At 60.8% G+C, this 21,943-nt stretch carries 19 protein-coding genes; 5 read left to right on the top strand and 14 right to left on the bottom strand.

Annotated elements, in window-relative coordinates; translation table 11 throughout:
- Positions 1-140 precede the first annotated feature (140 nt).
- From IFT59_RS06575 to IFT59_RS06610, 8 genes are all read right to left on the bottom strand, one after another.
- Positions 141-1,013 (bottom strand): NAD(P)-dependent oxidoreductase, encoded by an 873-nt coding sequence (locus IFT59_RS06575; RefSeq protein ID WP_192086404.1) that lies wholly within the window; start codon positions 1,011-1,013, stop codon positions 141-143.
- A gap of 176 nt (positions 1,014-1,189) precedes the next feature.
- Positions 1,190-1,600, bottom strand: a complete 411-nt coding sequence (locus IFT59_RS06580) for a CopD family protein (RefSeq protein WP_192086405.1) — start codon at positions 1,598-1,600, stop codon at positions 1,190-1,192.
- A gap of 3 nt (positions 1,601-1,603) precedes the next feature.
- Entirely contained in the window at positions 1,604-2,167 is a 564-nt protein-coding gene (locus tag IFT59_RS06585; protein WP_192086406.1) for a DinB family protein, read from the bottom strand.
- A 124-nt stretch (positions 2,168-2,291) separates the two neighbouring features.
- Positions 2,292-3,806: a hypothetical protein gene (locus IFT59_RS06590; protein WP_192086407.1), complete on the bottom strand. Its 1,515-nt coding sequence runs from the start codon at positions 3,804-3,806 to the stop codon at positions 2,292-2,294.
- A 107-nt stretch (positions 3,807-3,913) separates the two neighbouring features.
- Positions 3,914-4,732 carry a class I SAM-dependent DNA methyltransferase gene (locus tag IFT59_RS06595; RefSeq protein WP_062580912.1) on the bottom strand — a complete coding sequence of 273 codons (819 nt, stop codon included), beginning with the start codon at positions 4,730-4,732 and terminating at the stop codon, positions 3,914-3,916.
- 52 nt (positions 4,733-4,784) lie between these two features.
- Positions 4,785-5,615 (bottom strand): ABC transporter permease, encoded by an 831-nt coding sequence (locus tag IFT59_RS06600; protein WP_092660783.1) that lies wholly within the window; start codon positions 5,613-5,615, stop codon positions 4,785-4,787.
- Positions 5,612-6,394 (bottom strand): ABC transporter permease, encoded by a 783-nt coding sequence (locus IFT59_RS06605; RefSeq protein ID WP_092660785.1) that lies wholly within the window; start codon positions 6,392-6,394, stop codon positions 5,612-5,614. The genes IFT59_RS06600 and IFT59_RS06605 overlap by 4 nt, the downstream gene beginning before the upstream one ends.
- 122 nt (positions 6,395-6,516) lie before the next feature.
- On the bottom strand, positions 6,517-7,296 hold the full coding sequence (locus IFT59_RS06610; protein WP_062456519.1) for an ABC transporter substrate-binding protein: 780 nt from the start codon (positions 7,294-7,296) through the stop codon (positions 6,517-6,519).
- A gap of 321 nt (positions 7,297-7,617) precedes the next feature.
- Here IFT59_RS06610 and IFT59_RS06615 point away from each other — a divergent pair, with 321 nt between their 5' ends.
- Positions 7,618-9,942, top strand: a complete 2,325-nt coding sequence (locus IFT59_RS06615; RefSeq protein ID WP_192086408.1) for an OmpA family protein — start codon at positions 7,618-7,620, stop codon at positions 9,940-9,942.
- Between the two features lie 49 nt (positions 9,943-9,991).
- Here IFT59_RS06615 and mobB read toward each other — a convergent pair whose 3' ends face one another.
- From mobB to IFT59_RS06630, 3 genes are read right to left on the bottom strand one after another with little or no spacing between them, the layout of a single operon-like run.
- On the bottom strand, positions 9,992-10,510 hold the full coding sequence (mobB, locus tag IFT59_RS06620) for a molybdopterin-guanine dinucleotide biosynthesis protein B (RefSeq protein ID WP_192086409.1): 519 nt from the start codon (positions 10,508-10,510) through the stop codon (positions 9,992-9,994).
- Positions 10,507-11,133 (bottom strand): molybdenum cofactor guanylyltransferase MobA, encoded by a 627-nt coding sequence (gene mobA / locus IFT59_RS06625; RefSeq protein ID WP_197978030.1) that lies wholly within the window; start codon positions 11,131-11,133, stop codon positions 10,507-10,509. The genes mobB and mobA overlap by 4 nt, the downstream gene beginning before the upstream one ends.
- Entirely contained in the window at positions 11,130-12,062 is a 933-nt protein-coding gene (locus IFT59_RS06630) for a DMT family transporter (RefSeq protein WP_062456526.1), read from the bottom strand. The genes mobA and IFT59_RS06630 overlap by 4 nt, the downstream gene beginning before the upstream one ends.
- Positions 12,063-12,290: 228 nt before the next feature.
- Here IFT59_RS06630 and IFT59_RS06635 point away from each other — a divergent pair, with 228 nt between their 5' ends.
- Complete coding sequence (locus tag IFT59_RS06635; protein ID WP_192086410.1) at positions 12,291-14,852, top strand: methyl-accepting chemotaxis protein; 2,562 nt, start codon at positions 12,291-12,293, stop codon at positions 14,850-14,852.
- Between the two features lie 77 nt (positions 14,853-14,929).
- Here IFT59_RS06635 and moaA read toward each other — a convergent pair whose 3' ends face one another.
- The gene (gene moaA / locus IFT59_RS06640; RefSeq protein WP_192087126.1) at positions 14,930-15,916 is read right to left on the bottom strand and encodes a GTP 3',8-cyclase MoaA; all 987 of its coding nucleotides are present in this window, start codon (positions 15,914-15,916) and stop codon (positions 14,930-14,932) included.
- Between the two features lie 210 nt (positions 15,917-16,126).
- Between moaA and IFT59_RS06645 the strand changes: the two genes are divergently transcribed.
- From IFT59_RS06645 to IFT59_RS06655, 3 genes are read left to right on the top strand one after another with little or no spacing between them, the layout of a single operon-like run.
- A complete protein-coding gene (locus IFT59_RS06645; RefSeq protein ID WP_113110589.1) occupies positions 16,127-16,513 on the top strand; it encodes a gamma-butyrobetaine hydroxylase-like domain-containing protein in 387 nt (128 codons plus the stop codon).
- 31 nt (positions 16,514-16,544) lie between these two features.
- Positions 16,545-18,368, top strand: coding sequence for a monovalent cation:proton antiporter-2 (CPA2) family protein (locus IFT59_RS06650; RefSeq protein ID WP_062456538.1), 1,824 nt, complete (start codon positions 16,545-16,547; stop codon positions 18,366-18,368).
- The gene (locus tag IFT59_RS06655) at positions 18,365-18,973 is read left to right on the top strand and encodes a pyridoxamine 5'-phosphate oxidase family protein (RefSeq protein ID WP_192086411.1); all 609 of its coding nucleotides are present in this window, start codon (positions 18,365-18,367) and stop codon (positions 18,971-18,973) included. The genes IFT59_RS06650 and IFT59_RS06655 overlap by 4 nt, the downstream gene beginning before the upstream one ends.
- Positions 18,974-18,983: 10 nt before the next feature.
- Here IFT59_RS06655 and IFT59_RS06660 read toward each other — a convergent pair whose 3' ends face one another.
- Positions 18,984-20,054: a GGDEF domain-containing protein gene (locus IFT59_RS06660; protein WP_062456544.1), complete on the bottom strand. Its 1,071-nt coding sequence runs from the start codon at positions 20,052-20,054 to the stop codon at positions 18,984-18,986.
- Between the two features lie 264 nt (positions 20,055-20,318).
- The gene (gene fumC / locus IFT59_RS06665) at positions 20,319-21,710 is read right to left on the bottom strand and encodes a class II fumarate hydratase (RefSeq protein WP_062580887.1); all 1,392 of its coding nucleotides are present in this window, start codon (positions 21,708-21,710) and stop codon (positions 20,319-20,321) included.
- Positions 21,711-21,943: the final 233 nt, after the last annotated feature.

Raw genomic sequence — 21,943 nt, forward strand, 5'->3', positions numbered from 1 at the left:
CCACCACGCGTCAGGTTCACCGTCGTCGCATAATGCCGCTGTAACCGCGAGTCCGGGTTTGCACCAGTCTGCTCTAGCTAAGGATAGAGCAACGGCCAATGTCAACGGGCCGTCGCCACGACTACTGTCGTATCGATAAATTACTTCCGCTCCAACCGTGCCAGCAGCGACGACGTGTCCCAACGCTTGCCGCCCATCGCCTGCACTTCAGCATAGAACTGGTCGACCAGCGCGGTCATTGGCAGGTTTGCGCCGTTGCGACGGGCTTCGGTGAGGACGATATCGAGATCTTTGCGCATCCAGTCGACGGCAAAGCCGAAGTCGTATTTGCCCTGGTCCATCGTCTTGTGGCGGTTTTCCATCTGCCAGGATCCGGCAGCTCCCTTGGAGATGACGCCGACGACGGTCTCGATGTCGAGGCCTGCCTGCTTGCCGAAATGCACGGCTTCCGCCAGGCCCTGGACGACGCCGGCAATGCAGATCTGGTTCATCATCTTGGTCAGCTGGCCGCTGCCGACCGGACCCATCAGGCCGACCATGCGGGCATAGGCCTCGATCACAGGCTTTGCCGTGTCGAAGGTTTTCTGATCGCCGCCGCACATGACAGTCAGCACGCCGCCTTCGGCACCCGCCTGGCCGCCGGAAACCGGTGCATCGATAAAGCCGATGCCTTTCTCGATGGCGGCTGTCTCCAGTTCACGGGCGACTTCGGCGCTGGCCGTCGTGTTGTCGATCAGGATCGCACCGGATTTCATGTCCGAGAGAACGCCGTTCTCACCTGTGGTCACCTGGCGCAGATCGTCGTCGTTGCCGACGCAGATGAAGACAAAATCGGCATCTTTTGCCGCTTCGGCTGGCGTTGCACCGGTTCCTCCGCCGAACTTCTTTGCCCACTCGGCAGCTTTGGACGCGGTGCGGTTATAGACCGTGACGTCATGGCCGCCCTTTTCCTTCAGGTGGCCTGCCATGGGGAAACCCATAACGCCAAGACCGATGAATGCCACTTTCGCCATGCCGGAACTCCCTGAATTGCTGTGATGCGAGGATTAGAACAAAGCAAGGCCGACGGGAAGGGCAAAGCGCTCGCAAGCCTAACTAGCTGACCTGTCACGACGCTCCACCCGCCGGCTGCGGCGCGTTGGAAATTGGTTCGGTGATACCGTCGTGCAGAGCAGGGTCTTTCTTCTGATCAGAACGGCTTGATCACGGCGAGTGCCACGATCAGCACGAGACAGATCATGATGATTGGCATGCCGAGACGCACGAAGGCGTTCGGATCGCGTTTCGGATCGGCCGCCATCTTGCGCATGGCCGCCCCCTGCATGCCGTGCAGCGCGGAAAGCAGGATCACCAGCAAGAACTTGGCGTGAAGCCAGCCGCCGGAAAAGCCGACGTAACCGATCGCCAGCCAAAGGCCGAAGATCCACGCGCCGGCAAGGGCTGCGGTCGTGACGGTGCGGTCGTATTTGCGCAGCGACTGGATGACGCCGACCCGGATTGTCGGGGGCACCATGGAGATGACGAAGGCGTTCACCAGCATGCCGCCGATCAGCAGGAAGTCGGAGATGAGGTGCAGGGTTTTGAGTACGAAATACAGCATGGGTCAGTCACTCCAGATCATGGATTCGGTAAAGCCGAGTTCGGCGAACTCTTTTGCGCGCAATGCCTGTTCCTGCGGGTCCGACGGAAAGAACTCGTCGAGCTGCGGTGGGGAAACAGGGGTGGAAGACAGCATCGCATGCACTTGGCCGCGATGATGGATCTGGTGCTGGAAGAGGTGCAGCAGAATTCGATCGGCTCGCTCGACCTGGACATGGTTTTGGCGCGGGATCCGGATTTCCCCGGCGAGGTCGGCCTCGCTCATGCGACGACAGTGATCGATCAGGCGACGGTCGACGGCCCGTTGTTCCCGATCGAGATCGGCGATAGCGGGGAAGGGTATCTGCGGCTCGAACGCCGAAGCGCCGGGACAGTGTCCTTCGAGCGCACCGACGTAAAGCCAGTCCACCGTGAGAATGTGGTTGAGCGTGTGGATGATCGACGGGAAGAAGCTTTGCCGCGGCGCGCCAATATCTTCAGCCGACAGCAGGGCACAGGCTTTGAGCAGCCGGTGATTGGCCCAGGCATTGTTATAGGCCTGAGTGAGAATATAGCGCTGCGGCCCCATCGCCACCTCCATTGCGAAGTTGGTTTAGCCGTTCGGCACGGAGATGAGAAGATGGAAGTTGATATGGCTGCTCCGATGATGAATGGGGGGAGATCAATGCCTGGACAGTATCCGATGCTGGATCTTACGTTTCCTGCTTTTTGTTCTGGGGATTGCGCTTGGAATCCCGGAAGTAGGAGGATCCTGGCTCGAGGCTGTCAGCAATGTCGTTCCACAACCGACGCAGGCGGCGGACGTGCAGATCGTCCGAAATCCATGTCATCAGATGTTCGGCGGCTTTCGTGATCAGTTTCGGCTCGCTGCTGACCCGCTCCCGGGCCCACTTGGCGTATTCGTCCACCGAGACCGGGCGGGCATTCGTACCGTCCATGATCATGAAATTCATTTTCGCGATGTCAGCCAGCCTGCGCAGGTTGCTGGTCGGCGACATGAGGATGCTCATGTAGATGTCGTCGAATTCTTCCGGAGAATCGACGCTGTCGATTGCGCGTTCGAGGTCGAAGATCGTCCGGATGTTCAACTCCCGCAAAGCCAGGAATCGCTCGAGGCCGACGATATGACAGAGCTGCGCCTGGGCGACCCAGTCGATGCACTGATAGATCCCGAACGGCGTTTCGACGTGAAGGAGGATGGGGTTGTAGGTGGCAAGGTTCTGGATGTCGTAGATGCCGCAGTCTTCAAGCCGGAAGCGGATTTCGTAATCGATGCCGTTGATCACATCGAGCGACACGATCGGGGTGATGGACACGAAGCGGTCGTCGCTCACCTTGACCCAGGTGAAGATCTGCTGGAGCTTGACGAAGAGGAACTTGGTCGAGCTCTGCGGGAGCAGCCCGAGCATCGGCGCGAGTGCTATCCATGTGAGCGGCAAGGATTGGCCCGTGGTTTCGGCACTTGAGGTTGCCCCGCCAGTCAGAACACGTCCGATGCCGCCGAGCGGGTCCGGAAAGGCTGCAAACAGGATGGCCGCAAAGAGAACCGATGCCAGGCTTTCGATGGTGATTCTCAAGAATGTGGTCGACGAAAGATCGAACACAGCGAGGCGGGCAAGAAGGGTCCGGGCCGAAGAAATGTAGGCGCCGATAAAGGCGAGCGAACCGATCACGATAAGCTTCGAGGAGGTGTCACCGCCGACGAGACCGGGCACAGGGCACTGAACGGAGATTTGCAGCCCGCAGCAGATCGCGGAAATGAAGATGTGGAAGCCGATATAACTGAGAAGGACAAACCCCAGCGACGACAGGAACAGACGATACGCGAATGTCACGCGGCCCTTTGCCGCGAGACTGATAAACTGCCGCAGCTTGTCCGCTTCCGGGAGAGCATCGAATTTGTCCTTCTCCGGAAAAACCAGATCGGCCGTGTATTTCGAGCGGACGAATTCGAAGGATGGATTGGTCCCGAGTCGCGAAGCTACGGTGTTTGAGGCACTGCCTTTTTCACTGCTGAAGTTGACGTAGAAATCCTGGATCTGTCGCAGCCGGCGCAAGCGCACTTCGTTTCGAGCTGCGAAGATGAGAAGCGGGCCAAGCAGGGCGATGACGAGAGCTATCCAGTCAATGCTCGAAAACAAGCCGCCCAAAAACGATAGTTTTGAGAAGGGGCTATCCAGCAGCCCAGTCCAAGACGTGGCATCCATAGCAATCCCCCCAATCAATCCGAATGCTATTATCGGTTGATTAGGTGAGCTTTGCGCAACTTATACGTAATGTCAATATGACTCGGCGAACCGTCCAGTTTAGGGGCTCAGCCCTTCAACTTCGCAATCACCAGATGGCCCGGGCTCGGGTTGCCGTCCTGCATCCGCACATTGATTTCGGTCATTTCCACGACCGTAAAGCCGGTCTCTTCAAGCCGCGAGCGGATGTAGGATTCCGAGTGGACGAAGCGCTGGTGGGGGCCGACCCGGTAGGGGGTGGTGTCGGATGCGGGGAGCGTTTCGGACGAGAAAGCGAACAGGCCACCCGGCACCATGTTTTCGGCAGCGCCGAAGAACAGGGGCTCAAGCGCGCCGAGATAGGGCAGTACATCGGTTGCGGTGACGAGGTCGAAAGGCTCGTCGTCGTTGTCGTCAAGGAAGTCCTCGACCTCAGCGACGTAGAGCGTTTCGTAGAGATCCTTCTCATGGGCGATCTCGACCATGTTTTCGGAGAGATCGATACCGGTGATGTCGTCCACCATGTCGCGCAGCGTACCGCCGGTCAGACCGGTGCCGCAGCCGAGATCGAGCATGCGCTTGAACGGGCCAAGGTTCAGTTCCTGCAGACGCTGGCGCAGGATGACGGGCACGGCGTAGCCGAGCTGTTCGACAAGGATGTCCTCGAAGCTTTCGGCATGCTGGTCGAACAGGGTTTCGACATAGGCGTCCGGCGCTCTCGGCGGCGTTTCGCCGCGTCCCATCGAGGCGATGCGGACTGCTGCGCCGCCGTGATCCTCGGGGTCGATTGCCAGCACGTCTTCGTAGGCTTTTACCGCCGCGTCGATGTCGCCGGCCTTTTCCAGCGCCAATGCGCGGTTGTAGGCCTCGGCCAAAGCTTCCTCGTCGATCTTCGTCATCGCCATCATCCTTTTCGTTGCGAAGCGCTTTAAGGGGCGGGGCGCCGTTTGGCAATCTGGACTAGCGTTTCAGGTGACGGGTCAGGCGGGCTTCCATGAATGCCCAGAGGTGCCTCAGCGCTTCGACCATCGTCAGGTAGAAGATCGCCGCCCAGAGATAGGTCTGGTAGTCGAAGGTGCGCGAAAAGGCATAGCGCGTCTCGCCCATCAGATCGAAGACGGTAACGATCGCGACCACAGCGGAGCCCTTGATCATCAGGATCACTTCGTTGCCGTAAGGGCGAAGGGCGACGATCAGTGCCTGCGGCAGGATGACCTTGCGCAGCGTGATGCGCTTGGAAATGCCCAGCGCCGCGGCGCCTTCGTGCTGGCCGCGCGGCACGCTTTCGATGGCACCGCGCAGGATTTCGGCCTGATACGCGGCCGTGTTGATCGTCAGCGAGAACAGTCCGCAATACCAGGCCTCGCGGAAGAACCACCAGAGACCGACGGATTCCAGTTCCGCCCTGAAACTGCCGAGACCGTAATAGATCAGGAAGAGCTGCGCGAGCAGCGGCGTCGAGCGGAACAGATAGACGTAGGCGTAGGCGATCGTGTTGAGCACGCGGTTCTTCGACATGCGGGCGAACGCGATCGGCAGCGAAAGCAGCGCGCCGAGAACGATGGAGATGCCGACGATCGAGATGGTCGTCCACAGGCCGTTCAGGTAGCGCGGTCCGTATCGCTCGAACTTGGCCGTATCCCAGCCGTTGATCACCATCATGACAAGCGCGACCGCCAGCAGGCCCCAGAGCACCAGCACGATCATGCCGGTGACCTTGGCGGCGGTGAGCGGCCTCTCGGCGACGGCGGGCGCCGGGCGTGCCGGTATCAGCTCTTTCACAAAGCTCATCGCGATACTCCCGAGCGTTTGGCCCAGCGTTCGATGAAGCCGAGCCCGAACGAGGAGATCATCGCGAGCGCCAGATAAAGAAGGCAGGCGATGGTGTAGAAGAAGAACGCCTCGCGGCTGACGCGCGCGGCAATGCCTGTCTGGCGGATGATATCGGCAAGGCCGATGACCGAGACGTAGGACGTATCCTTCAGCAAGATCAGCCAGAGATTGGTGAGGCCCGGCAGCGCGATGCGGATCAGCTGCGGCAGGACGATCAGGAACATCGTGCGCCAGCGCCGAAGGCCAAGCGCATCGCCGGCCTCATACTGGCCGCGCGGGATGGCGCGAAAGGCAGAGAGAAGCACTTCCGACGAGTAGGAGGAGAACACGACCGCAAGCGCCACCATGCCGGCGACGAAGGCGTTGATCTCGACGCGGCCGTCATAGCCGAAGGTCGACAGCACTGTCTGGAGAAGGATCTGGGCGCCGTAGTAGACGATGAACAGCGTGAGCAGCTCGGGAAGGCCACGGAAGATCGTCGTGTAGATGCCGGCGGCCAGCCGCAGCAGCCGTTCCTCCGACTGTGCTGCGAGCGCGATCAGAAAGCCGATGACGAGGCCGACCGGCAGGGTCGCCAAGGCCAGCGTGATCGTCACCTTGACGCCAAAGGCGATCTCGTCGCCCCATCCGGCGTCGCCGCAGGCAATCAGGGAACCTTGGCCGAGCCAGGTAAAGATGCCGGCCGGGCCGCAAAACGGGTCGAGCGTATCGAAGAGGGCGGAGAGCCATCCGCTCATAGGGTCATTCCGGTTCGTTCCCCATGCGGCTTTTAAGGCGCCGCTTCAGTCATAGGTGTCATTAAAAAGGAAAACGGCGGAAGGGCAAGCCTTCCGCCGTTCATATTCCGGCGTATAGACGATTACTTGTCGCCGTACACGTCGAAGTCGAAATACTTCTTGTTGATTTCGGCGTATTTGCCGTTGGCGCGGATGGCGGCGATCGCGGCGGTGAACTTGTCGGCCAGTGCCGTTTCGTCCTTGCGCACGGCAATGCCGGCGCCTTCGCCATTAATTTCAGCATCCACCGGGAGCGGTGCAAGGATCTTGCAGCAGTTGCCGGCTTCGGACTTCACCCATTCCGACAGGACGACGATGTCGTCCACAACGCCGTCGATGCGGCCGTTGGTGAGGTCGAGCTTGTACTCGTCAGACGTCGGGTAGAGCTTCAGTTCGGAATCAGGAAAATGCTTTTCGGTGTAGTTCGAGTGGGTGGTCGAACCCTGGGCGCCGAGCGTCTTGCCCTTGAGCGAGGCCGCGGTCGCATCCTTCAGCGGCGAATCCTTCGGCACGGCGACTGCCGGCGGCGTGTTGTAATATTTCTTCGAGAACGCAACCTGCTGCATGCGCTCCGGCGTGATCGACATGGAGGCGATGATAGCATCGAACTTCTTCGACTGCAGCGCCGGGATGATGCCATCCCAGTCGTTGGTGACGAAGGTGCAGGTGACCTTCATCTCGTCACACAGCGCCTTGGCAATGTCGATGTCGAAACCGGTCAGATTGCCGTTGGATTCGAGAACGTTGAAGGGCGGGTAAGCGCCCTCGGTGCCGATCGTGAGCTTTTCCTGGGCAAGCGCGGATCCGGCGAAAAGCGATACAGCCGCGATGGATGCAGCTGCGAAAAGGCGGGACATAGTCATAATGATCCTCTCTGTTGGCAAGACCGGCGGCGTTGAATTCATACGCCATCCGGGTTGCGGGGCTTAAGGCCAGCTCGCCCCGTCTGACGTTTTATAGATACCGGCCAACGGGAAATTGCAACGGCATTTTCCTGCCTGATGACACCTCGCGGGAGGTGAACGCGGCATTCAGTTGTCATTCATGTGGTTGGGAACAGTCTTTGCGGAACCATATCGGTTGAATACCCGTTCAGCCGGCGCGTCAGCCCGAGGTCATTCTTTCGAACGATGCATAATACGGGATGCGCCAAGGGAAGAGACGCTTGAGAAGAGGAAGATTGCATGTCTAAAAAATTCAGACTGTTTGCCAGCGTGGCTGCGCCGGTGCTGTCGCTGCCGCTGATGCTGCAGCCGGTTGGTGCCATGCCGCTGAAGGCCGCCATCGAAGTCAACCAGGCTCCGGCCTCGGTACCAGGTTTCATCCAGGTTCAGCAGGAAGTCATCGCGCCTGAAGATGGTGGTGGCGAAAAGCCGCAGCGTCCGCGCCGCGAAAAGAGCGAAGCAGGCCAGGGCGAAGACAAGCCAGAGCGGCCGCAGCGTCGCCAGGCCGCGGAAGACGGTGGCGGTGCCAGCGAGCGCCTGCAGCGTCGCCAGCAGGCTGAAGACAACGGCGGCGCAAGCGAGCGTCCAGCACGCCGCGCGCAGGCTGAACAGGGCGAGCCCGAGCAGAAGAAGCCAGCGCGCCGCGATGCCGAGCGTCAGCAGGATGCTCCTGCAGCAGGCGAACGCCCGCGCCGTGAAGCGCAGGGAAGCGATGCCAAGGAGCGTCCGCCTGCAGCGGACCGTTCCAATGCCGAAGGCGAGCGCCCGAAGCCATCCCGTGACCGCGCCGATCCGTCCAAAGCCGATGCTGCCGACAGGGCAAAGCCGGACGATGCAAAGCCGGCCAAGCCTGAAAAGGCACAGGCTGATCGTGCAAAGCCAGACCAGGCCGATCCGGATCAGGCTCGTCCGCAGCGCGAAAAGGCCGGCGATGAACAGTCGCCTGAGCGTCCGCGCGCGCAGGGCGATCGCAACAAGGTAGATCCGAAGGCCGACCCCAAGGTTGATCCGAAGGCTGCGGAACGCAATGCTCGCGACACCGACGCTGAGAACGGGGCTACGCCACCGCGCGACGCCAAGGATCGCAACCAGCGCGACCAGACCCGTCCGGATACTGCAGCGCAGCCAGACGCGGCTCGCCCAGACCGTAATCAGGCTGACCGTAACCCAGCCGACCGCGACCAGAACAACCGTCGCCCGGGTGATGCCGATCAGGCCAATCCGAACGAGCCCGGCCGTGATCGTCCCGATCGCAACCAGGCCGATCGCAACCAGCCGGAGACCGATCAGCCCGCAAACGGCCGTCCGCGGCCGCCGCAGGTTGCCGATACGCCTGACAAGGTGGAGCGCGCCAAGGAACTGGCGAAGGATCCGAAGTCTGCGCAGCGCGGCGAACAGCCGACCCTGCCGGTCGAAAACGGTGCAGCGGTGCTCGACAGCGCCAAGGAAGATGCACGTCCGCGTCGTCCGGACCGCGATGGTGAGCGTCCGCGCCGCGACCGCGATCGCGATGCCCAGCAGGCGGATCGTGCACCGCCACGTTCCGACGCTGATTCCCAGTCCAACACCCGGGAGACAGCGGACCAGAGGCGCAATTTCCGCGAACTGTCCGAAGAGCGCGGCGAACGGCTCGACCGTCGTCCGCAGTTCGATCGCCCGCGTGGCTGGGATTATCGCGGCCAGGACGGCCAGGACGTCGGTCGTAACGATCGCAGCAGGGATCGTGGCCGCGTGATCATCTCGATCGACAACCAGTCGGTCGTGCGCCACGATGACAGCCGCCGCTTCTATGAAGAAGACGGTCGCCAGCCGGAATACGAGCGTCTGCGCGATGGTCGTGTACGTGAAGTGATCGAACGCGACGACGGCACCCGGATCGTCACCGTGCGCAACCGTTACGGCGAGATCGTCCAGCGGTCGCGTATCGTGCGCGGCGGTGAGGAATACGTTCTCTACTATGCGCCGGAACTGTCGGAACAAAACCGTGGTGCGGATTATACCTGGCGCGATCCGGGTGACGATCTGCCGCCGATGCGTCTCGACGTTCCGCTCGACGACTACATTATCGACACGTCGTCGGAGCCTGACCGGAACTACTACGAGTTCCTCGAACAGCCGCCGGTCGAACAGGTCGAGCGCGTCTATTCGCTGGATGAGGTTCGCTACTCGGCCCGTATCCGCGACAAGGTTCGTCGTATCGACTTGGATACGGTCACCTTTGCAACAGGCAGTGCCGAAATTCCGATGAATCAGGCAAGCTCGCTGCGCAAGGTTGCGGATGCGATCAACCAGGTGCTGAAGAAGGACCCGGCTGAAACCTTCCTGATCGAAGGCCATACCGACGCCGTCGGCGCGGATGATGCCAACCTCGTCCTGTCCGACGAGCGTGCGGAAAGCGTCGCCCGCGTTCTGACCGACGCTTACGGCATCCCGCCGGAAAACCTGGCGACCCAGGGCTACGGCGAACGCTACCTGAAGGTTCGCACCGACGGACCGAACCAGGAAAACCGCCGCGTCACCATCCGCCGCATCACGGCGCTGGTAAAGCCGGTTGCGTCGAAATAGTACGGTTCACCAGAGTTGATCAGAGAGCGCCCGGTTTATCCGGGCGTTTTCATTTCTGCGGGAGAGAAACGACGTCCGCGATGAAATCCGCGATGGCGACCGTGTCGTCGAGATCGAAGACGGGCAGGGACGTACCCTCCACCGCATGATCGGCAGCGATGGCAACAATGTGCGGATCGGTCGGAGCCAGTGGCTCGCGGCTTTTCGATTCGAGCCTTCGGGCCTCGATCTTGGGCACAGGCTCGCGCTTGTAGCCCTCTATCAGCACCAGATCGCAGGGCGCGATACGATCGAGAACGTCCTGCAGACTGGGTTCCGGATCGCCGCGCAGCTCGTGCATGATGGCAAACCGGGTGCCGGAGACGATCGTCACTTCATGCGCGCCGGCCTGACGGTGCCGGAACGAGTCGGCGCCGACCTTGTCGATGTCGAAATCGTGGTGGGCGTGCTTGATCGTCGAGATCTTGTAGCCGCGGCGGGTGAACTCCATCACCAGTCGCACGGCAAGGCCGGTCTTGCCGGAGTTCTTCCAGCCTGCAATTCCAAAGACACGGGGCGGCACTGTCATCTCAGAGCCTCGGTGAAGCGCTTGGCCAAGGCCAGATCCTCCGGAGTGTTGATATTGAGAAAAGGATCGAGCATGTCGCCGCCGATGTCGAGAATTGGGAAATCCACATAGACCGTCGAATGGCGATCCAGAAATGCCCGAAGGCGACGGTTGTCGGGATCAACAAGCCATTTTTCGAGGTCGTCGGCGATCGACTTCGGCCAGAGCGCGAAAACGGGATGCGTACGACCATCCGACGTAGCGACGGCAATGGTTTCAGGGCCAGCGTCGGCTTTGAGATGTGCCACCAGATCGAGCGGCAGGAACGGACTGTCGCAGGGGACCGTCACCATATGGGACGCATCGGTGTCCTGCGCCTGCAGGTCGAAAAGCCCGGCCAGGACGCCTTCGAGCGGGCCGGCCTGGCCCGGTCTCAAGTCGGGAACGAGACGTAGCCCGCGAATATTCTCTGGGGCTTCGGGCGCATTCAGAACGATCGATATCACCTGAGGCGCGAGCCGATCGACGACATGGCCGAGGATCGTCTTTCCGGCGAGCGGCAGATCAGCCTTGTTTTGCCCCATGCGGCTGGATCGGCCGCCGGCGAGAATGAGAGCCGGGAGATTGTTTAAGGCAGTTATCATCGGCCCGTTTCTCTCGTCTGCGTGGAGCCGGGCGGGGCGACGTCGGCGGCGGTCGCGACCTGCTGCTTCCTCTTTTTCTCGCGCGCGAACGTGTAGAGACCGGAGCCGATAACGATTGCCGCTCCCGCAAGCATGCTGCCGCTCGGCTCCTCGCCGAAGAACAGGATCCCGATCGCCAGAGCCCAGATCAGGCTCGTGTAGCGGAACGGCGTCACAAACGAGACCTCTCCCGTGCGCATCGCCATGATCACGGTCTGATAACCCGCAAAAACCAGGAGCGATGTCAGGACGAGAATGGAGAAGGTGCCGGCGCTTACCGGTTGCCAGCCACCCATCGGCATGATCAGGATAATGCCGAGAAGCGTGTTGGCGAAACTCGTGAAGAAGGTGATGCTGATGGTCGGGATTTCGGCGCTGATCCGCCGGGTCGTCAGGTCGCGGCAGGCGGTGAAGCATAAAGCGATGAGCGGATAGATCGCGTCCGCCGAAAAGCCTTCCGCGCCGGGGCGCAGAATGAGAAGGACGCCAACGAGCCCGACCCCGATCGCGCTCCAGCGCCGCCAGCCAACCGGTTCACGAAAAATGAGTGCTGCGCCAAGCGTGACGACCAGTGGCAGCGACTGCATGATGGAGGCAGCGGTGGCAAATTCGAGCCGGGCGAGCGCGGTGAAATACGCAAGGGTGGCGCCGAGTTCGCAAAATCCTCGCAAGAGGACGAGGGGATGGCTCAGCGTTTTCAGCGAAATCGACGCGCGAAGGTGGCGCGCGATGAAATAGACGAGGGTTGTGGTCATGACCCCGCGCACGGCAATGATCTGTGCAATGCTGAGCTCTGACGTAACGGATTTGACCAAAGCGTCGTTGAAGGTAAATGCCGCCATGGCGAACGCCATAACCAGGGCGCCGCGTGCGTTTTCGGACAGACTCATGATGTCTCCTCGGGACCGCGCCGTCTTAACGCAGCTTCAAACGGTCCGCCAGCAGCCACATGTCCCCGTTCTTGCGAAATCGCAACTCGGACATCCTTGAGTTAACGCTTGTTCAACCGAATTTGCAGATTGTGTGCAGCAATGTTACCCGCATGACGTGGGGGCGCTTGCTGGATAACCCGCGAATGAACAGCGGAGCCGGGGGCTACTCAACAACCCGGGGGTTCCATGTCATTCGTCGATCGTCTGCTTCAAAGACGCAAAATTGTCACCAAGGTTCTTCTCTTCGTCGTGCCACTGGTGCTTCTCATTGCAGGCGTGGGAATGGCTGGCTTCTATACGGCCGAAACGCTGAACGGTCATATGACCGTGACGCGTGCCACGATCGAAAATATCGGCGATTTCGAAGACCTCCAGTCATCGCTTCAGGCATTCACCGAGGCTCCGTCGGATCAGACCGTCGCGACCCTGCGGTCCAGTATCGCGCGTCAGGCAGACGGCGTCGGCCGGTTGCAAGGGCTGTTGCAGACCGAGGGTGACCGTAACCGGATAGCCGTTGTCCGCGAGCTCGCGGCTAAGCTCTCCGCCGACACGGATGGGCTGTGGGTGATCGAACAGATGCGCAAGCGCAATGTCGAGGAGATCAATCAGATCCTCAAAGGCGTGCGCGATGCTTCCAACGGCGTCGACAAGCAGGTCGAGATCATCCAGAAACAGTTTGACGGCAAGGAGAAATTCGCCAAGCGGCAGCTGTTTGAAGCCTACGCGTATCGATCCGTCGCGCGTCGGCTGGAAAATCTGCGCAATGCCGTGCGGGCCTCCGAAACCGACGAAGCCACCGTCAAGGGCGCGGAGCTTTACGGCCACACTCTGAAAAAGGAGTTCGCGATCGTCGCGCCGATGCTGTCGTCCAACGGCAAGGCGGCCATGGCGCCGATTGAGCAGTCGGCCGATCAGCTTCTGGCCGTCATCGCCAGCGACAAGCCGGTTGCCGACAAGGCCCAGGCCCTGCGCATTGCGACAAGTGCCTTCATGAGACCGCAGGGGGAACTTGCCGCCGAAGTGACGAAGAAATCCGGTGACGCAGCCGAGCGTTTCGTCGATCTCGAAGGCGAGGTGGAAGTGCTGAAAAGCGTTCTCGACCAGATCGACCAGTCGCTCCAGATTTCGAACGCGATGCAGCTGCATGCCGAGCGTTTCATGACGGTGCCGACCGATGAAGCACGTTCGCATATCATTGCCGACATCGTGGCGCTGAGGGCAACAAGCGCAAAAGTCTCCGAACTCAATTCACGCAATGCCGCCACCCGCGACTTTGGATCGACCCTTGCGACACTGCTGAGCGCGCTGGAGAAGAGCACGGCGACGACGATTGTCAACGCGGGTGAATGGACTGCGGCACGCACGAAGGCGACAGAAACGCTGACGGCGGGCATGGCCGGCCTCAAGAACTTCGTGGCTCAGGCGCAGGAGGTCGGCAAGGCAGACAGCGAGCGTTCGGCCACGGTTTCCGTGATCGCCATGGTGGCGGGCACGCTGCTTGCCATCGCCGGCGGCCTCATGCTGGTCGAGACGCTGCGCGGACCTTTGCGCCGCGTCACCGAGATCATGAAGCGTCTGGCCGATGGCGATCTCGATGTGAAGATCGAAGGCCGCGAGCGGGGCGACGAGATCGGCGACATGGTGCGCTCGGTCAGCGTATTCCGCGATTCGGCGCTGGAGAATATCCGGCTGGAAAAAGAGGCGACGTCGGCACGGGAGCTTTCGAGCGCCGAATCGGACCGCCGCACAAGCGAACGTGCCCGGATTGCCGCCGAACAGCGTCAGGCGCTGACCGCTCTCTCGAGCGTTCTCGGCCAGCTTGCCGAAGGCGACCTGGAGCAGACCATGGATGAAAACCTGCCCGAGGATTTCATCGAGATGGCCCGCACATACAACCGCGCTGTCGAAGAGTTGCGCGGCACGCTTGCCGACGTCCGTTCCACGGCCGACGAGATCGAAGGCGGCACCGGCAATCTTGCGGCATCCGCCGACGACCTTGCCCGGCGCACCGAGCAGCAGGCGGCAGCACTCGAGCAGAGCTCACGTGCGCTCCGCCATCTCGGCGACATCGTCCGCGCAACAGCGCAGAGCGCTCGCGAAACCTCGACGTCCGTCAACGAGACTGAAGCTTTCGCGGTGCGTTCGGGCGAGGTCGTGGCACGCGCTGTCGGCGCCATGGGCGAGATCAGCCGGTCGTCGGAGAAGATTGCAACCATTATCGGCGTCATCGACGAGATCGCCTTCCAGACCAACCTGCTTGCGCTCAATGCCGGTGTCGAAGCCGCACGCGCAGGTGAGGCGGGTCGCGGTTTTGCCGTGGTCGCGCAGGAAGTCCGCGAATTGGCGCAACGCTGCGCAGGCGCTGCCCGCGAAATCAAGGGGCTGATCTCGGCAAGTTCCGCTCAGGTGACCAATGGCGTGCACCTGGTTGAAGAGACAGGTGGCGCGCTCTCGCAGATCATCGCCCATGTGACCGACGTGCGCAAACTGGTGACGCAGATCTCCGATGCTGCCGAGGAACAGTCGACGGGGATCAGCCAAGTCACCCGCGCGGTTCAGGAAGTGGAACACATCACCCAGCGGAACGCCGCGATGGTGGAAGAAAACAATGCCGAGATCCACGGCCTGCGCCAACGGGTCGGCGTTCTTTCCGAAAAGATCGAGCGGTTCAAGACCCGCGAACCGCATGAACAGTACGGCATGGGGAGTTATGACCGGCGCGATCAGCAGCGGCGCGACGTCGCCTGAGACGATCGCTGCAGTCCCAAAATGAAAAGAGCCGGCTCAAGCCGGCTCTTTTCACATCTGACTTTGCTTCGTTTACATCACCCGCCGGTGACGCTCATGTGCCGCGACACCGCCGGGCGGTTGTTGCGGTCGATGATGAAGTCGTGGCCTTTCGGCTTGCGCGAGATCGCTTCGTCGATCGCCGCCGAGAGAACGGCAGGATCGTCCGAGGACCGCAGCGCTGCGCGAAGATCGGCAGCGTCGTTCTGGCCGAGGCACATATAGAGCGTGCCGGTGCAAGTGAGGCGGACGCGGTTGCAGCCTTCGCAGAAGTTATGCGTCATTGGCGTGATGAAGCCGACGCGGCCACCGGTTTCCGCCACCTCGACATAACGGGCAGGGCCACCGGTCTTGTAGGGGATGTCAGTGAATGTGAACTGCTGCTCGAGATCGGCTCGCAGCTTCGATAGCGGCAGATAGCGGTCCGTGCGGTCTTCCTCGATCTCGCCCATGGGCATGGTCTCGATGACCGTCAGGTCCATTCCGCGGCCATGGGCGAAGCGCAGCATGTCGGCGATCTCGAATTCGTTGAAATCCTTGAGCGCGACCGCATTCAGCTTGATCTTCAGGCCGGCCTTCTGCGCCGCATCGATGCCTTCCATGACCTTGGAGAAGTCACCCCAGCGTGTGATGGTCTTGAACTTGTCGGGATCGAGCGTATCGAGCGAGACGTTGATGCGACGCACGCCGCAATCGTAGAGTTCCTGCGCGTGGCGGGCGAGCTGGGAGCCGTTCGTCGTCAGCGTCAGCTCGTCGAGATTGCCCTCTTCGATGTGGCGACCGATCGAGCGGACCAGATACATGATGTTCTTGCGCACCAAAGGTTCGCCGCCCGTTAGCCGAAGCTTTCGGACGCCCTTTGCGACGAAGGCCGAACAGAGCCTGTCGAGCTCTTCCAGCGTCAGCAGGTCCTTTTTCGGCAGGAACGTCATGTTTTCCGCCATGCAATAGGTACAGCGAAAGTCGCAGCGATCCGTGACCGAGACACGCAGATAGGTCACCGCGCGACCAAACTTGTCGATCATCGGTGCGTTGGTCGCGGCAGGGCCGGCAGTCAGTGGCGGTATGACAAATGAATTCACGGGTAAATACTCCTGACGCCAGAACTTGGGTCCGATCCGGGGCAACGTCAAGGTTTGTACTCCTTAACGTGATGATGGACCGTTCACGGCGAACGGGCTTGCGAGGCATGAGCGAAGTCCATAATCGTGAGACATTCAAATTGGAAGAGAAACATGACTGACGTTCCCAACGACAGCTGGCCGACGGAATTGCGGGTTTCGCCGGACAAGAGAACACTGACCGTGCGCTTTGAAGACGGTGCGTCTTACGCCCTGTCCGCCGAGATGATGCGCGTGCTCTCGCCTTCCGCAGAAGTTCAGGGCCACAGCCCGGACCAGAAGGTGACGGTACCGGGAAAGCGCCTTGTGGGCATACGCAACGTCGTCGCGACCGGCAATTATGCGGTCCGCATCGCGTTCGACGACGGCCATGACAGCGGTATCTTTACCTGGCGCTATCTGCGCGAGCTCGGGACCGAGGGCGACGCGCTTTTCCAGGGTTACGAAAATGATCTGGCGGCCAAGGGACTGAGCCGCGATAGTGTCACGCAGACGCGCTAAAGCGATTGCGAAAACAAAGGGGATTGTCGGGGTGGCAGCGGAATCAAATGCGGGCGATCTGGTTCAGGTCGTCGCGCTTCTCGGGGCAGCGGTTATTGCGGCACCCCTCTTCAAGAAGATCGGTCTCGGATCCGTGCTCGGCTATCTCGCCGCCGGTTTGGCGATCGGGCCTTTTGGACTGAAGCTTGTCTCGGATCCGCAGGCGATCCTGCACATTGCCGAACTCGGCGTCGTCATGTTCCTGTTCGTCATCGGCCTGGAAATGCAGCCATCGCGGCTTTGGAGCATGCGAAAGGATATTTTCGGGCTTGGCGCACTTCAGGTGTGCGCCTGTATTGTTTTGCTGATGGCTGTCGGGATCGGCTTCGGTTATCCGGCGCCTGTCGCCTTCGTCGCCGGCACCGGCTTCGTCCTGACCTCGACGGCAATCGTCATGCAGATGCTTCAGGAGCGCAACCATCTGCACACGCCGAAGGGCCAGCATATCGTTGCGATCCTGTTGTTTGAGGATCTCGCCATCGTGCCGCTGCTGGCTATCGTCGCCCTCCTGGCGGCGCAGGGCGAGGCCGTATCCTTGACCGAGCGGCTGCAATCGGTCGGCATCGGGTTTGCAGCGCTTGCCGCACTCGTTCTTGCCGGGCGATACCTGCTTAACCCGTTCTTCCGGCTGCTTGCCAACTCCGGCGCCCGGGAGGTGATGACCGCCGCGGCTCTGCTCGTCGTGCTCGGATCGGCGCTGCTGATGCAGTTTGCGGGACTGTCGATGGCGATGGGCGCGTTTCTTGCGGGCGTTCTCCTGTCCGAATCATCCTTCCGGCATCAGCTCGAGGCCGATATCGAACCGTTTCGCGGCATCCTGCTGGGTCTGTTCTTTCTCGGCGTCGGCATGGCGGTCGATCTGTCGGTGATTGCCGCCAACTGGCAGCATGTGCTTCTGGCCGTGATCGCCTACATGATCGTCAAGGGGCTGGTGATCTACGGGGTCGCAAGGCTGCTCGGCACGTCCCACGCCGAAGGTCTCGGCCGTGCCATCCTGATGGCGCAGGGCGGCGAATTCGCGTTCGTGCTCTACGCGGCGGCGGCCTCCGTCGGCATCTTGGATTCCGATACGAATGCCGTGCTGACGGCGACGATCGTTATCTCGATGGCGGTGACGCCGCTGGTCGTTGCGATCTACGTGCGCACCGCGCCGAAGCCGGAAGTGGATACGAGCGGTCTGGCCGAGCCAGAGAATATCGAAAATACGGTGCTGTTGATCGGCTTCGGGCGTTTCGGACAGATCGTCAGCCAGCCGGTTCTGGCGCGAGGCTATACGCTGTCGATCATCGACAGCAATGCGGAGTTTATCCGCGACATCGGCGATTTCGGCTTCAAGGTCTATTACGGCGACGGTGTTCGACCCGAGATCCTGCATGCAGCCGGTGCGGCGACGGCAAGGGCGATCCTGATCTGTGTGGACGACAAGGAAGCGGCGCTGAAGATCGCCGAGATCGTCAAGGAAGAGTTCCCGCTCGTTCCGGTTCTCGCCCGCGCCTATGACCGCGGTCATGCGATCGATCTGCTGAAGGCCGGCGTCGATTACCAGATCCGCGAAACCTACGATTCGGCGCTGAGCTTCGGAGGCGAGGTTCTGCGCGCTCTGGGTGAGGCCGACGAGACGGCGCTTCAGATGGTCGAGGAATTCCGCGAGATCGATCGCGAACGGTTTGCGCTGGAACAGGTCGGCGGCATCTATGCCGGCCGTTCGCTAATCAAGGGCAATGCGCAACCGGCAGACATCATCGCCGCCAAAACGGCGCGCGAACGGGAACGACGGGCGGCCGCACAGGACGCGGCGCAAGGGGCAGCAAGATGACGGTTATCACGACGGTCGACGAACTGAAGGCGATCTATGGCGACAGCAGCGAGGCATCGATTGCCAAGGTGACCCGCGTTCTGACATCCGAATATCGGCAGATGATCGAGGCGTCACCGTTTGTGGCGCTGGCAACCGTCGGGCCGGAAGGGATCGACTGCTCGCCGCGCGGCGATCTCGGCGGGGTGGTGCGGATCGAGGACGAGCGGACGCTGGCGCTTCCGGACTGGCGTGGCAATAACCGCATCGATTCGCTGATCAACATCGTTCGAGATCCGCGGGTCGCCCTGATGTTTCTCGTGCCGGGCTCGACGATGACGATGCGGATCAATGGTCGCGCGGTGGTGTCGGTGGAGCCCGGACTGCTTCAAAGCTTCGAGATGGACGGCAAGCACCCGCGCAGCGTGACGGTGATTGCTATCGACGAGGTCTATTTCCAATGCGCGCGGGCGCTGATGCGGTCGGAACTGTGGAACCCAGCTCGGTTTGTTGACCCGAAGACCCTTCCGACGCCCGGCACCTTGCTGAAGGCGGCAAAGGCCGACTTCGACAAGGAGACCTATGACCGCGACTGGGCGGACCGTGCCGCCAAGACGATGTGGTGAGGGCAGGCGGTCACTTCTTGTAGATCAGCCAGCTCTTGCTGACGTAATCCTTGGTCATGCTGTCTTCGTAGAAGACGGTCCGGTTTCGTCCGGAGTTCTTGGCATGATAGAGGGCCGTGTCGGCGCGGGCGTAGAGATCGCCCGGATCGGCAGCCTGCGAGGCCATCGAGTATCCGAGCGAGATGGTGACTGGCCCATAGTTGATGCCTGAGCGGGAATTGCGGAAGGCGCGCGTTTCGAGAGCACGACGCACCCGCTCGCAGATGATCATGACCTCGTCGGGTGTGTTGCCCTGAACGATGATCGCAAACTCCTCGCCGCCTGTGCGTGCGACGAAGACTTCCTTGCGGACGTTCGAACGGATGACCGAGGCGACGGTCGACAGGATCTTGTCGCCGACCGGATGGCCGTAGCTGTCGTTGATCTTCTTGAAATTGTCGATGTCGGCAAGGACCAGCGCCGTCACGGGCAGGCTTGGCGCATGGTCGAAGATCGTTGCTAGGCGCTCGTCGAAGGCGCGTCGGTTGGAAAGCCGCGTCAGGGAATCGGTATTGGCGATCCGCTTGTACTCGTCGAGTTCGCGGCGAACCTGATCCATTTCCTGCGAGCGTTGCTCCATGTCGCCGGCGGTCTTTTCGCCCTGCGCGATCTTGTCACCGGTGGCATCGTTGAGGAGGCTGACGGCGTTGCGGATCAGCTCGCTCGAAAAGCTGCTTTTGGCATTGATACGGACGGCGGTCTCGCCAAGAAGACGGCTGTAGCTTTCGAGCGACGCCTGTTCCTGACGCAACAGCTTCAAGACAGAGTCCAGCTCCGTCAAGATGCGGTCATGCGCCTTCTCGATGACATCGACCTGACCCGTTCCCAGGTGCCGGGCAGAAAGGTCGTCGAGTTCCTCTTGCGTCGCGCGTGAGCCCAGCGCCGCAAGATCCTGTGCCAGCTCGGGGTTGGAGCCGATGTAAGCTTCATAGAATAGCTGATAATTACGCGGTATCGAAGCGACCCCCATCGCCCGAATTGCGTATATGACTTGACTGATCAAATCACTGGATTGCGCCTTCGGCGCCACACCCGTCGTCATCGACGACCCCCACTAGACCTCATCCACTGTGTGGATAAATTTATATGTGACGAATATTGGAAAACAATTAAGAGCAGTTTGTATTTGCGCAATTTTGTACGCGTTATTTTAATTATGATTCTATGTTATATTGCGTGAAAGTGCAAATCTTGGCTGAGCTTGCGATACGCGCCAAACATATGTTTCGGTCTAGCTCATTCCAGATGTAATCTTGACGACGGGGCCTATCGGTTGACCGACCCCGTCATCGCTATAGCGACCGATTTACTTGGGGCCGATCATGTTTTCCGGACGGACATACTGATCGAACTCCTCGTTCGTCAGATAGCCACCGCCAACGGCTTCCTCACGCAGCGTGGTGCCATTCTTGTGCGCGGTCTTGGCGATCTTGGCGCAGGTGTCGTAGCCGAGCCTGGAATTCAGTGCGGTGACCAGCATCAGGGAGTTTTCGACGCCCTTGCGGATATTGTCTTCACGCGCTTCGATGCCGACGACACAGTTGTCGGTAAAGGAAACGGCAGCATCACCGAGCAGCTGAACCGACTGAAGGAAGTTGTAGGCCATCATCGGATTGTAGACGTTCAGCTCGAAATGCCCCTGGCTGCCGGCGAAGGTGAGGGCAGCATGGTTGCCGAAGATGTGGGCGCAGACCTGTGTGAGCGCTTCCGACTGCGTGGGGTTGACCTTGCCCGGCATGATCGACGAGCCCGGCTCGTTTTCCGGCAGCGACAGTTCGCCAAGGCCGGCACGCGGACCGGAGCCCAGGAAGCGGATGTCGTTGGCGATCTTGAACAGGGCGGCTGCTGCCGCATTGATCGCGCCGTGCGAAAACACCATCGAGTCGTGTGAAGCGAGCGCCTCGAACTTGTTCGGCGCCGTCACGAAGGGCAGGCCGGTGATCTTCGAGATTTCGTCGGCGACCTTTTCGGCAAAGCCGACCGGGGCGTTGAGGCCTGTGCCGACTGCAGTGCCGCCCTGAGCAAGCTTGGAGAGCGCCGGAAGCGTCAGCTCGATATTGGCGATCGCGGAGGCGACCTGCGCGGCATAGCCGGAAAATTCCTGGCCGAGCGTCAACGGCGTCGCGTCCTGCGTGTGGGTGCGGCCGATCTTGATGATGTGGGCGAAAGCCTTCACCTTGGCTTCCAGCGCCTCATGCAGGTGCTTGAGCGCCGGCAGGAGATGGCGGACGATGGTTTCGACGCAGGCAATGTGCATGGCCGTCGGATACGTATCGTTCGACGACTGGCTCATGTTGACATGGTCGTTCGGGTGCACAGGCTTCTTGGAGCCCATGACGCCACCGAGGACTTCGATCGCCCGGTTGGAGATCACTTCGTTGGCGTTCATGTTCGACTGCGTGCCGGAACCGGTCTGCCAGACCACAAGCGGAAAATGATCGTTGAGTTTGCCGTCGATCACTTCCTGGGCAGCGTCGACGATCGCCTTGCCGACGGTCTTGTCAAGGCCTGCCAGTTCCATATTGGCGACGGCTGCGGCCTGCTTGACGATGCCGAGCGCACGGACCACGGCCAGCGGCTGCTTTTCCCAGCCGATCTTGAAGTTTCCAAGCGAACGTTGCGCCTGAGCGCCCCAGTAGCGGTCTGCGGCCACGTCGATCGGGCCAAAAGTATCGGTTTCGGTGCGCGTTGTGGTCATCGTGTCGCCTCTGTCTCCCATGCCCGCGAACGCGGGCGAACTATCGCGTGCCGGGCACGAAACCGGCGCCGGCATTACTATACCATTACCGGGTGACTTCAAGCGCAGCCGGGGTCGATTTGTGACCGTGTCCGCGTGCCATTTCGGTCACGCCGCGTGGAATTGTGCCCGATGGAACAATGGTCGGCCAAATAAACTAGGTTACCCATTGGTGAAAATTTAACGAATAATTT

The sequence above is a fragment of the Rhizobium sp. CFBP 8752 genome, from assembly GCF_014842035.1.
In the GTDB taxonomy this organism is placed as follows: domain Bacteria; phylum Pseudomonadota; class Alphaproteobacteria; order Rhizobiales; family Rhizobiaceae; genus Neorhizobium; species Neorhizobium soli.